This window comes from Burkholderia sp. KBS0801, assembly GCF_005937855.2.
Taxonomy (GTDB): domain Bacteria; phylum Pseudomonadota; class Gammaproteobacteria; order Burkholderiales; family Burkholderiaceae; genus Burkholderia; species Burkholderia ambifaria.
The window spans coordinates 681,746-694,710 of sequence record NZ_CP042178.1; the positions used below are offsets into that span (position 1 = coordinate 681,746).

At 66.4% G+C, this 12,965-nt stretch carries 15 protein-coding genes, 1 tRNA gene and 1 pseudogene; 8 read left to right on the forward strand and 9 right to left on the reverse strand.

The features are described from left to right. Positions 1 to 5 precede the first annotated feature (5 nt). A pseudogene (locus tag FFI87_RS34890) lies at positions 6 to 110 on the reverse strand (VOC family protein); the annotation flags it as partial. A 249-nt stretch (positions 111 to 359) separates the two neighbouring features. On the opposite strand from FFI87_RS34890, the gene FFI87_RS19880 reads away from it, so the two are divergent. From FFI87_RS19880 to FFI87_RS19900, 5 genes are all read left to right on the forward strand, one after another. Then, positions 360 to 1,259: a LysR substrate-binding domain-containing protein gene (locus FFI87_RS19880; RefSeq protein WP_138850222.1), complete on the forward strand. Its 900-nt coding sequence runs from the start codon at positions 360 to 362 to the stop codon at positions 1,257 to 1,259. 162 nt (positions 1,260 to 1,421) lie between these two features. Then, positions 1,422 to 2,171, forward strand: coding sequence for an SDR family NAD(P)-dependent oxidoreductase (locus FFI87_RS19885; protein WP_138849403.1), 750 nt, complete (start codon positions 1,422 to 1,424; stop codon positions 2,169 to 2,171). Between the two features lie 74 nt (positions 2,172 to 2,245). Further along, a complete protein-coding gene (locus FFI87_RS19890; RefSeq protein ID WP_012366657.1) occupies positions 2,246 to 3,571 on the forward strand; it encodes an MFS transporter in 1,326 nt (441 codons plus the stop codon). 39 nt (positions 3,572 to 3,610) lie between these two features. Further along, positions 3,611 to 4,456, forward strand: a complete 846-nt coding sequence (locus FFI87_RS19895) for a transketolase (RefSeq protein WP_138849402.1) — start codon at positions 3,611 to 3,613, stop codon at positions 4,454 to 4,456. Continuing rightward, positions 4,453 to 5,451, forward strand: a complete 999-nt coding sequence (locus FFI87_RS19900) for a transketolase family protein (protein ID WP_138849401.1) — start codon at positions 4,453 to 4,455, stop codon at positions 5,449 to 5,451. Before FFI87_RS19895 ends, FFI87_RS19900 begins: the two co-directional genes overlap by 4 nt. A gap of 92 nt (positions 5,452 to 5,543) precedes the next feature. Here FFI87_RS19900 and FFI87_RS19905 read toward each other — a convergent pair. Next, positions 5,544 to 5,628 (reverse strand) — tRNA-Leu (locus FFI87_RS19905). Between the two features lie 140 nt (positions 5,629 to 5,768). Here FFI87_RS19905 and FFI87_RS19910 point away from each other — a divergent pair. Continuing rightward, complete coding sequence (locus FFI87_RS19910) at positions 5,769 to 7,094, forward strand: leucine-rich repeat-containing protein kinase family protein (RefSeq protein WP_138849400.1); 1,326 nt, start codon at positions 5,769 to 5,771, stop codon at positions 7,092 to 7,094. 25 nt (positions 7,095 to 7,119) lie between these two features. Here the strand turns inward: FFI87_RS19910 and FFI87_RS34535 are convergent, their stop codons facing one another. The 7 genes from FFI87_RS34535 to FFI87_RS19940 all read right to left on the reverse strand — a co-directional run bounded on the left by FFI87_RS34535 (position 7,120) and on the right by FFI87_RS19940 (position 11,733). After that, entirely contained in the window at positions 7,120 to 7,296 is a 177-nt protein-coding gene (locus FFI87_RS34535) for a hypothetical protein (RefSeq protein WP_166488188.1), read from the reverse strand. A 33-nt stretch (positions 7,297 to 7,329) separates the two neighbouring features. Further along, entirely contained in the window at positions 7,330 to 7,776 is a 447-nt protein-coding gene (locus FFI87_RS19915) for a copper chaperone PCu(A)C (RefSeq protein WP_138849399.1), read from the reverse strand. Between the two features lie 52 nt (positions 7,777 to 7,828). Next, on the reverse strand, positions 7,829 to 8,215 hold the full coding sequence (gene copC, locus FFI87_RS19920) for a copper homeostasis periplasmic binding protein CopC (RefSeq protein WP_138849398.1): 387 nt from the start codon (positions 8,213 to 8,215) through the stop codon (positions 7,829 to 7,831). 223 nt (positions 8,216 to 8,438) lie between these two features. Continuing rightward, a complete protein-coding gene (locus FFI87_RS19925) occupies positions 8,439 to 8,816 on the reverse strand; it encodes a DUF2946 domain-containing protein (RefSeq protein ID WP_138849397.1) in 378 nt (125 codons plus the stop codon). Between the two features lie 92 nt (positions 8,817 to 8,908). Next, positions 8,909 to 9,403, reverse strand: a complete 495-nt coding sequence (locus tag FFI87_RS19930; RefSeq protein ID WP_138849396.1) for an SRPBCC family protein — start codon at positions 9,401 to 9,403, stop codon at positions 8,909 to 8,911. 56 nt (positions 9,404 to 9,459) lie between these two features. Continuing rightward, positions 9,460 to 9,762: a 2Fe-2S iron-sulfur cluster-binding protein gene (locus FFI87_RS19935; RefSeq protein ID WP_012366648.1), complete on the reverse strand. Its 303-nt coding sequence runs from the start codon at positions 9,760 to 9,762 to the stop codon at positions 9,460 to 9,462. A gap of 81 nt (positions 9,763 to 9,843) precedes the next feature. Next, positions 9,844 to 11,733: a sigma-54-dependent Fis family transcriptional regulator gene (locus FFI87_RS19940; protein WP_138849395.1), complete on the reverse strand. Its 1,890-nt coding sequence runs from the start codon at positions 11,731 to 11,733 to the stop codon at positions 9,844 to 9,846. 476 nt (positions 11,734 to 12,209) lie between these two features. On the opposite strand from FFI87_RS19940, the gene FFI87_RS19945 reads away from it, so the two are divergent. Continuing rightward, positions 12,210 to 12,401, forward strand: a complete 192-nt coding sequence (locus FFI87_RS19945; RefSeq protein ID WP_006757700.1) for a DUF2964 family protein — start codon at positions 12,210 to 12,212, stop codon at positions 12,399 to 12,401. Positions 12,402 to 12,646: 245 nt separating this feature from the next. Further along, positions 12,647 to 12,934, forward strand: a complete 288-nt coding sequence (locus FFI87_RS19950; RefSeq protein WP_011659381.1) for a DUF1488 domain-containing protein — start codon at positions 12,647 to 12,649, stop codon at positions 12,932 to 12,934. Positions 12,935 to 12,965 lie beyond the last annotated feature (31 nt).

Sequence of the window (12,965 nt, forward strand, 5' to 3'; positions counted from 1 at the left end):
ACGGTGCCGATGATGCCTTGCGTCGGCAAACCCAGCCCGTCGCGATAGAACGTCACGGCGGCGTCGAGATTGTCGACGCCGAGGGTCAGCACGCTGATTCGGGGTTTCATTGAGGAGCCTCTACCGGATGAGCGGCGATGCGAATGCGAAGATGAAAGGGTATCCGCGATCGAACGCACGTGAAAGCCGCCCGTCCGTGGCCGGCACTTTTTGCCGGCTGGGAAGCGCGCGAGGAACGACCACTTCGCGACCGGCGTTCTAGAATTGACGCGCGGACGACCGAATCGCCTTTACCCGCCCGATGCCGCGACGCCGACACCGGCTCGGCGGGCGAACTGCTCTCTTCAACGGATTCCAACATGCGCATCCCGCCGCTCAAGGCCATCATCGCGTTCGAAAGTGTCGCCCGGACCAAAAGCGTCAATCGCGCGGCGGAAGAGCTCGGCCTGACCGCGTCCGCCGTGAGCCACCAGCTCAGCAACCTCGAATCGCAGATCGGTCAGCCGTTGTTCCAGCGCTCCGGGCGTGGCCTCGTCCTCACGCCGACCGGCGAGCGCTACCTGACGGACGTCACCGGGTCGCTCGCCGACTTGAGCCGCGCAACCGAGCGTGCGTCGAGCCGTACGGAAGTGGACATTCTGCGCGTGCATTCGAGCCCGAGCTTCGGGTTGATGTGGCTGCTGCCGCGGCTGTCGTCGTTTCAGGAGGCGAACGGCGATATCCAGCTGAATCTGGCGTGCTCTTACGAAAACGTATCGTTCTCCAACGGCTTTTACGATATCGACGTCCGGCACGGCTACGGCAACTGGGACAACCTCGAGGTCCGGACGGTGCGCGGCGAGTTCATTGCGCCGCTCGCGTCGCCGCACTACCTCGAGCGGCATCCGGTGAAGGCGCCGGAAGACCTGCTCGCGCATCGGCTGATCTATTCCGAAACGCCGCTGGTGCAGTGGAAGCAGTGGTTCGGCCGGGCCGGCGTATCGCTTGCCGCTCAGAAGACCTTCGATTTTTCCTTCGACCGCTCGTACATGTCGCTCGAAACCGCGGCACTGGGCCTCGGCATCGCGCTCGAAAGCCTGATGCTTGCGTCGGTGAAGATTCGCGAAGGGCTGCTGATGCCGGTGTTCGACGCAACCCATGCGGTCGAAGTCGGCGCGCATCATCTCGTTTACCCGCGGCAGAACGCGGAACTGCCGCGGGTGAAGCGCTTCCTCGCGTGGATCGAGCGGGAGGTCGCGGGCCACGGGCGGGCGAGCTGAGCGAAGCGCCTCCGGTCTGGCCGCAATATTGCTTTGCAGCACGCCGCGACGGGCTACGCGGCGTCATCTGAAATTTTCTCAACTATGGCTGAGCGTTTCCGCGTTGATGCGGGTGTCGGGCGAGCCGACACTCTGGACATACATCAACACAGGAGACGAACGATGTTGCTCGACAACAAGACCATCATCGTGACCGGCGCGGCGTCGCCGCGCGGCATCGGCAAGGCCACTGCCCGCGCGCTCGCCGCCCACGGCGCGCGCATTGCGATTCTCGACCTTCGTCGCGAAGACGCCGAGGCGGCTGCCGCCGAACTCGGGACGAACCATCTCGGGCTGGCTTGCGACGTGACCGATCGCGATGCGTGCGTGGCCGCGGCCCGCGCGACGCTGGAGCGCTATGGGCGCATCGACGGCCTCGTGAACAACGCCGGCATCACGCAGCCCGTGCGCACGCTGGACATCTCCGGGCGCGACTTCGATGCGATCGTCGACGTGAACCTGCGCGGCACGCTGTACATGTCGCAAGCGGTGCTGCCCGCGATGAAGGAGCAGCGGGGCGGCAGCATCGTCTGCATGTCGTCGGTGTCCGCGCAGCGCGGCGGCGGCATCTTCGGCGGGCCGCACTACAGCGCCGCCAAGGCCGGCGTGCTAGGCCTCGCGAAGGCGATGGCACGTGAATTCGGCGCCGACCATATCCGTATCAATTCGATCACGCCGGGCCTGATCCAGACCGACATCACCGGGGACAAGCTGACACCGGAAATGCGCGAGGAGATCATCAAGGGCATTCCGCTCGGCCGCCTCGGCGATGCCGCCGATGTCGCCAATGCGTGCCTGTTCCTGCTGAGCGACCTGTCGAGCTACCTGACGGGCATCACGCTCGACGTCAATGGCGGGATGCTGATTCACTGAGAACGGCGCCGCGAAGCGCGCGGCGCCGACCATCATGCACCCGGGACAACCCGGGGCCATGGCAGGAGACAAAGATGAGAGCAAAGTACCCCGCATCGCCGGTTCAGGGCGAGATGCTGCAACGGGACGATGCACGGACCTTCGAGGCGGCCACTTATGCGAAGGTCGCGCGCCGGCTGATCCCGTTCCTGATGTTGTGCTACCTGGGCGCGTATCTCGACCGCGTCAACGTCGGATTCGCGAAACTGCAGATGCTCAACGACCTGCGCTTCAGCGAGACGGTATACGGGATGGGCGCAGGCATCTTCTTTCTCGGCTACTTTCTGTTCGAAGTCCCGAGCAACCTGATCCTGCATCGCGTCGGCGCACGCCGCTGGCTCGCGCGCATCATGCTGACGTGGGCCGTGATTTCCGCCAGCTTCGTGTTCGTCAAGTCGCCCGGCGCATTCTATGCGCTGCGGTTCTTGCTCGGCGTCGCCGAGGCGGGTTTTGCGCCGGGCGTGATCCTGTACCTCACGTACTGGTTTCCGTCGGCGCGTCGCGCGAAGGCGCTGTCGATGTTCTTCATGGCGATTCCGCTCGCCGGGATCATCGGCGGCCCGCTGTCGGGCGCGATCATGCACTCGCTGCACGGCGCGATGTCGATGGCGGGCTGGAAGTGGCTGTTCCTGCTCGAGGCGCTGCCTTCGTTGGTGCTCGGCTTCGCGATCCTGCTGTATCTCGACGACGGCATCGCCGGCGCGAAATGGCTGACCGACGCCGAAAAGGCCTTGCTGACGCGCAACGTGTCGGCGGATGCCGAGCACACGACCGCCCACCTGTCGATTCGTGCATTCGTCGCCGACCGCCGCCTGTGGTTGATGGCCGCAATCTATTTCTGCGTCGTGCTCGGGCAGTACGGGCTCACGTTCTGGCTGCCCACGATCATTCGCAAGGCCGGCGTAGCCGATCCGCTGTGGGTCGGCCTGTTCACCGCGGTTCCGTATGCATGTGCAATCGTCGCGCTGCCGCTGATCGGCATGAGTGCGGATCGCCGCCGTGAGCGCCGCTTCCATCTGGCGGCGCCGATGCTGATCGCCGCGGCGGGCTTCGCGACGTTGCCGCTGCTCGGCAGCGTCGGTGCGTCGATCGTGTGCCTGAGCATTGCGTCCGCCGGCATCCTCGCGTCGTCGTCGCAGTTCTGGTCGCTGCCGACGGCGCTGCTGGGCGGGATGTCGGCAGCCGCCGGGATCGCCGCGGTCAACTGCTTCGCGAACCTCGCGGGCTTCTTTTCCCCGGCGATCGTCGGCTGGCTGAACGATCTGACCGGCAAGTCCACCGCGGGGCTGCTCTTCATCTCCGCCGCGATCACGGTCGGCGCACTGCTGGTGTTCCTGGTGCCCAGATCCGTCAACCGCTGATTCACCTGCATTCCTTCCGAACCAACACTGGAGTTATCGATGGATACCGAAACTGTCCATGAAGCGGTCACGCTCGCCGAGCGCGCATACCGCATCCGAAGAAACGCCGTGCTGATGGGCGAAGTCCAGGGCCAGGGCTATGTCGGCCAGGCGCTCGACATCGCCGACGTGCTGGCCGTCGCGTATTTCGGCGCGATGCGTTATCGCCCCGACGATCCCGAGTGGGAAGGGCGCGACCGCTTCCTGCTGTCGAACGGCCACTATGCGATCGCGCTGTACGCGGCGCTGTTCGAAGCCGGCATCCTGCCTGCCGACGAACTCGAAACCTACGGCAGCGACGACAGTCGCTTGCCGATGTCCGGAATGGCGAGCTACACGCCCGGGATGGAGATGTCCGGCGGTTCGCTCGGGCAGGGCCTGACGATTGCGGTCGGCCGTTGTCTCGGTCTCAAGCGCAAGGGCTCGGATGCGTTCGTCTACACGCTGTTTTCGGACGGCGAACTCGACGAAGGCGCGATCTGGGAGGGGCTCATGTCGGCCGCGCACTGGAAGCTCGACAACCTGATCGCGATCGTCGACGTGAACAACCAGCAGGCCGATGGCCCGTCGACGCAAGTCATGGCGTTCGAGCCGCTGGTCGACAAGCTCGAGGCGTTCGGCTGGTACGTGCAACGCGTCGACGGCAACGACATCGATGCGGTGAAGCGCGCGTTCGACAATGCGCGCGGGCATGCCAAGCCGCAGCCGCGCATCGTCGTCTGCGACACGAAGATGGGGTGCGGCGTGCCGTTCCTCGAAGCACGCGAGAAGAGCCATTTCATTCGCGTCGACGCACACGAGTGGAAGCTCGCGCTCGACGCACTCGAAGCAGGGAGACACGCATGAGTACCGTCGACAACAAGCCACGCCTGAAGACTTCCGCGATGATCGCGTCGATCGCGGCCGACGGGCAGGCGACGCGCTCCGCCCCGTTCGGCCATGCGCTGGCGAGTCTTGCACGCGCGAACGGCAACGTGATCGGTATGACGGCCGATCTTGGCAAGTACACCGACCTGCACATTTTCGCGAAGGAATTTCCGGAGCGTTACTACCAGATGGGCATGGCGGAGCAATTGCTGATGGGCGCCGCCGCCGGGTTCGCGCACGAAGGTGCGCAGCCGTTCGTCACGACCTATGCGGTGTTCGCGACACGCCGGGCATACGACTTCATTCACCAGGCGATTGCCGAGGACAATCTCGATGTGAAGCTGGTGTGTGCGTTGCCGGGACTCACGACCGGCTACGGGCCGAGTCATCAAGCGGCAGAGGACCTCGCGCTGATGCGTGCGATGCCGAACATGACGGTGATCGATCCGTGCGACGCGCTCGACATCGAGCAGATGGTGCCGGCGATTGCCGCGCACAACGGGCCGGTATACGCGCGCCTGCTGCGTGGGAACGTGCCGGTCGTGCTCGACGAATACGATTACCGTTTCGAACTCGGCAAGGCCAAGCTGCTGCGCGACGGCAACGACGTGCTGCTGATCTCGTCCGGGATCATGACGATGCGCGCGCTCGAGGTTGCGAAGGCGCTTGAGGCGGATCGCGTCGATGTGGCCGTGCTGCACGTGCCGACGATCAAGCCGCTCGATACGGCGACCATCGTTCGCGAGGCATCGCGCAAGGGACGCATGGTGATCGTCGCGGAGAACCATACGGTGATCGGCGGGCTCGGCGAAGCGGTGGCGACTGCATTGCTCGGCGCCGGCGTTGCCGCACCATTCCGCCAGATCGCGCTCCCGGATGCGTATCTCGCCGCGGGCGCGTTGCCGACGCTGCACGAGCGCTATGGGATCTCGGTCGGCGCGATGCGCGCGAATATCAGATCGTGGGTCGGATAACGGCCTGGGCAACGTCCTGGAAACAAAAAAACCGCGAAGCGTTGCGCTGTCGCGGTTTTTTGCACATGCCCGAAACACGGAGAAACCATGTTTGGTGCCGACGGCGAGACTCGAACTCGCACAGCTTTCGCCACTACCCCCTCAAGATAGCGTGTCTACCAATTTCACCACGTCGGCACTGCAGGGGCGCAATTCTAGCGTCACATTGCGCATTTGTGAAGGGGGTGTGACACGATCGCGAGGAGGCGATTGCGATCCCGGTAAAATTCGTCGGATCGATCCGACGATCATCGCAACCGCAAACCGTTTTTCTCCCCGTGACGACGACCCTCGAACAACTTCAGACCGGCCAGCTGGCGGGCGCCCGGCAACTCAAGCTCGCGTGCGGGCTGACCGAATTTCCGCGCGAGATCTTTGATCTGGCCCACACGCTCGAAGTGCTCGACCTTTCCGGCAATGCGCTGTCCACGCTGCCGGACGACCTGTCGCGGCTGCATCGCCTGCGCATCCTGTTCGCGTCCGGCAACGGCTTCACCGAATTCCCCGAAGTCCTCGGCACGTGTGCGCAGCTCGACATGATCGGCTTCAAGGCGAACCGGATCCGCACGGTGCCGCGCGGTTCGCTGCCGCGCGCGCTGCGCTGGCTGATCCTGACCGATAACGGAATCGACGCACTGCCCGCCGAGATCGGCGATTGTTCGCGCTTGCAGAAGCTGATGCTCGCGGGCAACCGGCTGCGTGCATTGCCCGCCGAAATGGCCGCGTGCCGTTCGCTCGAACTGGTCCGGCTGTCCGCGAACCGGCTCGACGCGCTGCCGGACTGGCTGCTGCGTCTGCCGCGCCTCGCATGGCTCGCGTCCGCGGGTAACCCGTTCGGTGCCGCGCCGGAGGCCGCCGCGTCGGCCGAGCCGGGCGTCGCGGACATCGACTGGACGTCACTCACCTGCGACCAGAAGCTCGGGGAAGGCGCATCGGGCGTCATCTACCGCGCGCAGTGGCGCCCGGACCGCCACGCGCCGCGAGCGGTCGCGGTGAAGCTGTTCAAAGGCGCGGTGACGAGCGACGGCCTGCCCGACTGCGAAATGGCCGCCTGCCTGCACGCCGGGCGCCACCCGAACATGATTCCGGTGATCGGCAAGGTACGCGGTCATCCGGACGGCACGCACGGGCTCGTGATGGAACTGGTCGATCCGGCGCTGACGAACCTCGCCGGGCCGCCGAGCTTCGTGTCCTGTACGCGCGACGTGTATGCGGCCGACGCGCGATTCGAGCCTGCCGCGGCAGCGCGGATCGCGCTTGGCATCGCGTCGGTCGCCGCGCATCTGCATGCGCGCGGCATCATGCACGGCGACCTGTACGCGCACAACATCCTGCACGACGGCGCAGGCGGTGCGTTGCTCGGCGATTTCGGCGCGGCGTCGGTCTACGACGTGAACGATCGCGCGCGCGCGGCGCGGCTCGAACGGCTGGAAGTCAGGGCGTTCGGTTATCTGCTCGGCGAGCTGCTGGCGCGCTGCGAGCCGCGTGCACGGGAAGGTTCGCACGCACTCGACGCGCTGGCGGCCGCCTGCCTGAACGAGGATATCGATGCGCGGCCTTCGTTCGGCGAGGTGTCGGCCGTATTGGCTGCGTCGACGGCCTGACGGCGTTGCGTTGCGGCGCCGGCGATCAGCTCCCGCCGCGCACGCAGTACGCAGCGATCGACGACGGCGTATCGATCGCGGCCGGCCGCGTGATCCACGCGATCCACGCCGCCCATAACCCGCAGACGATCAACACGGCGATATTCAGCGGCGTCCGATAGCGGACGATCAAGTCAGCCAGCGGCAAGCGTTCTTTGCTCATGTGCGTTTCCCCTCGGTCGTTGCGTATACGGCGTTACTGGCCGGCGTAGGACGGCGCCTTCGCGTCGCAGGTTACGGACACCGTCGAGCCGCCGGCGAAATGCAGCCGGAACGGCACCTTCGCGCCGGGCGCGACCGGCTGGCGCGGCTCTTCCAGCATCACGTGATAGCTCTTCGGCTTGAATGTGACCGTGCCGTGCGCGGGCACGTCGACCGCGTCGACGTGAACCATCTTCGCGGTACTGCCGGCCGTCTGCGTTTCGTGGATCATCGCCATCCCGAATGCGGGCGTATCGATGCTCGTGAGGGTGGCGGGCTTGTCGCCGTCGTTCTTCAGCGTGAAGTAGCCGGACGACGGCACCGTCGCCGGCATCGTGCGGATCCAGCACGCATCGGCCTGTACGGTCGACGCGGCGAACGTGGCGGGCGCCTGCAGCGCGAGCAGTGCGAACAGCAGGCTGGTCGGAATCGAGCGTTTCATCGAGTGTGTTCCTGATCGGGTAGGGAAGCGTGCCGCGCGAGGCGCGTATGCGTTACTTCAGCGTGAACGTATAGCGGCCCTGCGTGCGATGGCCGTCGCTCGCCACCGCGACCCACGCGACCGTATACGTGCCGGCCGAAAGATTGGTCAACGCGACATGCATCCGCTTCCGGTTGCCGGCGTCGACCGCAGATTTCCCGTCGGCGACCGCAGATTTCCCGTCGGCGACCGACTGGCCGTGGCTGTCGGTGACCGCGATCGAACTGAATGCAGGCTCGAGCGTTTCGCTGAAGTCGATCGCGACCTCGTGCGGCGCGCTCGACAACGTGGCGTCGGCGGCCGGTTCCATGGTTTTCGGGTGCGCGTGCGCATGAGCGGCCTGTGCGATGACGAAGCCGAGTGCGACGAGTGCGCCGCGCAGGAATGCAGTGGTTTTCATGACGGGATGATCCTGTTGGAAATGACAAGGAGAACGATGCGTTCGACGTGCGGCGGCGGGTTCGTGCATGCGCGAACGCCGAAAGCGGGCGAGCGCGTGCACGGCACGTCGGCGCGAGCAATAGGGTCGAACATGAGCGTCCTTCGAAACGTGCACGGCATGCACGCGCAACGTGCGTGCGGACGGCGCGATGCGCTACGGCATCACGCGCGGTGACGACGAATCAGGACGCGAGCGGCGGGGCGCGCGGTTGCGCGGCCGTGAGCGGCAGCGCGCGGCGCAGGCTTTCGAAGCGGGTGGCCGCGCGATGCTGGAGGGGGTGGACGTGGGCGGCGAACGTGAGTTCGGGCACGGGCAGGGCAGGCGTATGGGCCAGCAGGTTGCAGTAGCCGCAAGCCTGCAGATGGGCCTGCAGGCGCTTCGACGACGCATCGCCGGCGTGGTCGCCGCCAGCCGGGCCGGCCGTGCAGTAACCGGCAAGCAGCGCGTCGACGCGCTCGTGCGTGGTCAGCGCCTGCGAGATCGTCGGCGCGAGCGCGGTCATCAGGATGGCGAGCATCCCGATCAGACTGACGATCTTCCGGAGTCGACGACTCAGCATGCGGTGCGCGGCGGCGTAAGGGCGACGATGGAGCGGATTATGCCACGCACGTCGATGCGCATGTCGGCCGGGGCGTGCGGCGTGGTGGCGCGCTAGGCATGCTTCGCCAGATATTTCGTGATCAGCATCATCTGTGCGGCCCAGCCCTGGTCGTTCATCTCGCGCGCCTTCGCACGGCGCGCTTCGATCAATTGATCGAAACCCGTTTCGGTGACCGTCAGCAGCGTGCCGCCGTTGGTTTCCGCGAGCGTGAAGGTGACGAGCGTCATCGGCTCGGACGCGTAGTCGAAGTTCGGATCGATCGCGAACGGATGCCAGCGAAAGGAGAACAGTTGCTTCGGCTCGATGCGATCGACGACGATTTCGAATACCGTGCCCGCGTATGGCTCCTGTGCCTTGGCGACGTCGTCGTCGACGAGCGTGGGCGTGATGCGGCCGAACATCGACTGGCCAGCCGCGAACGGCCCGTCGAACGTCACGCCGAACCAGGTGCCGAATTCCCCGGCATTGCTGACGGCTTCCCACACGCGCGCCAGCGGCGCGGCAAGCAGGGTTTGTTTCTCGATGCGATCGGTTGGCTGGGTCATCACGTTCTCCAGACAGGCATCATCGTTGCAGGACGGCGCGCGGCCACGCGCCGCATTCAGTCGATCATCTGTGCATCGGGCACGTCGAGCACGACATCGGAGGTCGCGACGGCCACGCACGGCAGCGTATAGCCGTCGGCCTTTTCCTCGCGGGAGAGCCCCGGCCATTCGATCGTGTAGCGTACGCTTCCGCTGACGATCCTGCACAGGCAACTTCGACACGTGCCGTTGCGGCACGAGCGCGGCAGGCGGACGTGCGCGAATGCGGCGGCCTCGAGCAGCGTCAGCGAATCGGGGGCGTCGAACGTCGCGCCGAGCGGCTCGATGCGCACGAGAGGCGGGGAGGCGGGATCGGTCATGGGTCGAAGCGGGCGGCGCGGCGGCAACAAGGCAAGGCAAGCGCCAAGCATACCCGAAGCCGCCCGCGGCCGGCCCCGACGTCAGTGTCGCCGCAGGTAACGGTACACGGTATTGCGCGCGAGCCCGAGCTCACGCGCGGCGGCCGATACGTTGCCGCCATGCCGCGCGAGCACCGCGTCGATCACCGCGGCCTGATGGCTCTGCAGCGTCGTCGTTGCGCGCGTATCGGCCGGTGCGGCTTTCGCCGCGGGCGAGTCGTCGCAGTCGAGCCAGAAATCGTCGGGCAAGTGCGCGAGCGTGATTTCGGGTTCGTCCTCGGCGAGCATGCCGGCCGTACGCAGCACGTTGGTCATTTGCCGCAGATTGCCGGGCCAGCGGTGCCGCATGAACGCCTCGAGCACGTCGGCCGCGACGCGGCCCGGCATCGGTTCGCTGCGGGCGAGCCGCGCGAGGATCCGCTCGACCAGTGCGGGCAGGTCGGTGCGTGCGGCGAGCGCCGGCAGCGTGACTGCGAGTCCGTTGATCCGGTAGAACAAGTCTTCGCGGAACGTGCCCTCCGCTATCATCGCGCGCAGGTCGCGGTGGGTCGCGCAGACCACACGCACGTCGACCGGCACCGCGCGTGCGCCGCCGAGCGGCATCACCGCGCGCTCCTGCAGCACGCGCATCAGTCTGACCTGCTGCGCGAGCGGCATGTCGCCGATTTCGTCGAGAAACAGCGTGCCGCCGTCGGCCTGCGCGATCTTGCCGGGGCTGCCGCGCTTGCGCGCGCCGGTGAACGCGCCGTCCTCGTAGCCGAACAGTTCGGCCTCGATCAGCGAGTCCGGCAGCGCCGCGCAGTTGACCGCGACGAACGGGCCGTCCGCGCGCGGCGACGCCTGATGCAGCGCACGCGCGAGCCATTCCTTGCCGGTGCCGGTCTGGCCGAGGATCAGCAGCGGCAGGTCGCGCCCGCGGATCTTCGCGACGCGTTCGAGCACGGCGGCCATCCGCGCATCGCCGGTGTCGAGCGTCGCGAACGTGATGGCGTCGGGGTCCGGCGCGCGCATGCGCACGGCGGGGGCTGGCGGCGAGACGGCGATCGCCGTCTTGTGCGCTTCCGCGAATTCGCAGCGCGCGAGCACGCGCACGCCGGTCGACAGCGTGAGGCGGAACGGGGCGCCGGCGGCGCGGGCCGCCTGCTGCGCGAGCTGGCCGAAGTGCATGCCGAACAGGGCGTCGCAGCCGTGATGCTGCAACGCATCGAACGTGGCGCCGAGCTGGAATTGCGCGCTGCGATTCGCGGCGATCAGCCCGCCATCGGGGCCAAACGCGACGAGCCCGGCAAACAGCGAGTCGACGCAATCCTCGTGTGCATGGAAGCGCAGCCGCAGCGCTTCCGCGCACTGGTTCGCGAACAGGTGGTTCTCGATCAGCTGCGCGGACATCCGCACGAGCGCGAGCGTATGGGGGCTGAAGCCGCGCGGGTCGCCGCTCACGTCGAGCGTGCCGAGCGTGCGGCCGAACGGGTCGATGATCGGCGCGCACGAGCAGGTGAGGATATGGTTCGCGCGCAGGAAGTGTTCGGACCCATGCACGGCGAGCGCCTGGCCCGACGCGAGCGCGGTGCCGATCGCGTTGGTGCCGCGCGCGCCTTCGGCCCACGAAACGCCGGTGCACAGCGCGACGCGGTTGGCTTTCTCGATGAAGTCCGCGTCACCGATGCTGTGCAGGATCACGCCGTCGGCATCGGTGAGCAGGACGAGGCTTTGCGTGTCGGCGATCTGCGCGTGCAGGTTCTCCATCACGGGGCGCGCGTGCGCGAACAGGGCGTGGTTCGTGTCGAGCAGTTCGCGCAGCGCGAGGCGCGACAGCGGCGAGAAATCGGGGCGCTCGTTGGCGCGCAGGCCGACCGCGGTCGAACGGGCATGCGCCTGCGCGAGCAGGTCGTTGCGGCCCGCGGTGGCGGGCAGCACGAAAGGTTGAGGCATGTCTTGTCTCCTGTCGGCCCAAGTTAGCGCTTCAGCGCTTACTTGGGCCCCATGCTTCGCGGTCGGCCAGAGTTAGCGCTTTAGCGCTTACGCTGGTCTCATGCTTCGCGGTCGGCCCAAGTTGGCGCTTCAACACTTGCTCTGGTCCCATGCTTCGCGGTCGTCCCAGCTTGGCACTTCAGCGCTCACTTGGGGCCCTATGCTTCGCAGTCGACCCAGCCCGGCACTTCAGCGCTTGTTTGGGCCCTGCATCGCAACCGCCCCACCTAGCCGCCTTGCACCGCACCATCCGTCACCGGGGCCGCCGCCATCGATATCGCCTCATCATACAAGCGCGGCGCGCGTTGTGCGACTGAGTACAAAAACCCCTTGCTTTTAAGCACCCGCCTGCAATGATGAAAGCGGAGCACGCACGCGCCGTGTTCCGCATCGCAACATGCATGCGACGTGACATGCATCCGTTCGGGAGACGCATCATGGTTCGGACGGAACTGAGAGTCGTGCTGGCGGCCATCGCCACCTTCATCATGCTGGGCGGCATCGCCGTGGCGATCCACGGTTTGCTGTTCGACTTGAGCGACGCGGTGCAATACGGGGCCGCCGCCATTGCGGTAGGCGCCACGACCGCCGCGATCTCGCTGAACATCTGGCCCACCGACCCTCACTGACGCCGTTCGGAAAACGGTGTCGGATGTTGCGCTGGTCAGAGGAAATGCGCGTCGAAACGACGCGCGTCGTAAATGTTGCCTCCTGCGCGAAACCGTCTAAAGTGGAATGCAACCGGCATGCATTGTCCGCGCCATACCCTCCGTGGATGGTGCATCCGCCGGCGAGCCCGCGTACAGTTTTCGTCCGGCCGGTAGCGGACGACGGACGCGGTCATTTGCTTTCTACCGGCCGATAGGCGGCTCCCATGCAAATTCATTTCACGAATGAGAAGCCCGAATATTCGGGGCGCGACCTGATGCTTGGATTCACGGCGTTGGTCAATGGCGAGCGCGTCCAATGTCAGATCACCGCCGAGGCGCTGGAGGATCATTTCGGTGCGGCGTCGCCGCGCTTCGAGGACATGGTCGGTGCGTACGATCAGCACCGCGAGCGGATCGAGGCGGCCGCGCGGCGGCTGCTGTCCGAAACGCGCGCGCAATGCCTGACGCTGCGCAGCGGCTACGTGCGCTTCTACGAGGCGAACTGGCGCTGAACCGGACGACCGGGCAGCGACGGAGCGGGCG